We start from the raw sequence: 888 nt of genomic DNA, 5'->3' as shown, positions 1-888 counted from the left end.
AAGGGAACACGTATGTCAGAGGAATACGCGTCTTTTTTAAAAGCACTTGCTCGATACTGAAGCCATAAGTAGTCAACGTCTTTCAACTTTCTATGGTGTTAAAAGCTCTAACTTTCTTCGGAGTTATAAAAAACATTTGAGTGAGTTTGCTGAATGGTCGAAAGAACATTCAGAGGATCACCACCTTGTTTTTCCAGAAAATATTTCAAAGTCGATTGGTATTGATGAGACCTCATTGTCCAATGGAGAACTATATACGATTGTAACGAATAAATTAGCGAATGGTAAACAAGGGAGTTTAATTGCTCTGGTTGAAGGAGTAAAGTCTGAAGATGTTATTAAAGTTTTAAAACAGATACCTAAAGATCAACGTGATAAGGTGGAAGAGATTACTTTAGACATGGCTAATAATATGAATCTTATTGCAAGTAAATGTTTTGGCAAAGCAGCTATAGTTATTGATCGTTTTCATGTCCAACAATTAGCATCTGAAGCGGTCCAGGAACAACGTATCAAAATCAGATGGGAAACTCTGGAAGCTGAGAATGAGAAAATAAAAGAAAGCCGTGAAAAAGAGGAAAAATACATACCAGAACTACTTCCTAATGGCGACACACTACCGCAACTACTAGCAAGAAGTAGATATGCATTATTCAAACCATCATCAAAATGGACAAAATCACAAGAACAAAGAGCCGAGTTATTATTTGAGAGGTTCCCAAAAATTCACAAGGCTTATAAATTATCCATGCATTTAAGGTCAATATTTGAAGAAGATATCACTAAGTCAGTTGCCAATTTAAAACTGGCAAGGTGGTACAATGATGTAGAGGAAAGCGGTTTTAAATCTTTTCAAACCATCATGAATACATTCACCTACTTTTCTGA

1 protein-coding gene is annotated in these 888 nt (G+C 35.5%); it reads left to right on the top strand.

Going from position 1 to position 888, the window contains the following annotated elements:
- Nucleotides 1–46: 46 nt before the first annotated feature.
- Nucleotides 47–888, top strand: an 842-nt coding sequence (locus tag IC221_RS29240; RefSeq protein ID WP_188172321.1) for a transposase, incomplete at its 3' end; no start/stop codon positions are given.

It is taken from the genome of Flammeovirga sp. EKP202 (assembly GCF_014534745.1).
In the GTDB taxonomy this organism is placed as follows: Bacteria; Bacteroidota; Bacteroidia; order Cytophagales; family Flammeovirgaceae; genus Flammeovirga.
This window is presented reverse-complemented; position numbering and strand designations above follow the sequence as displayed.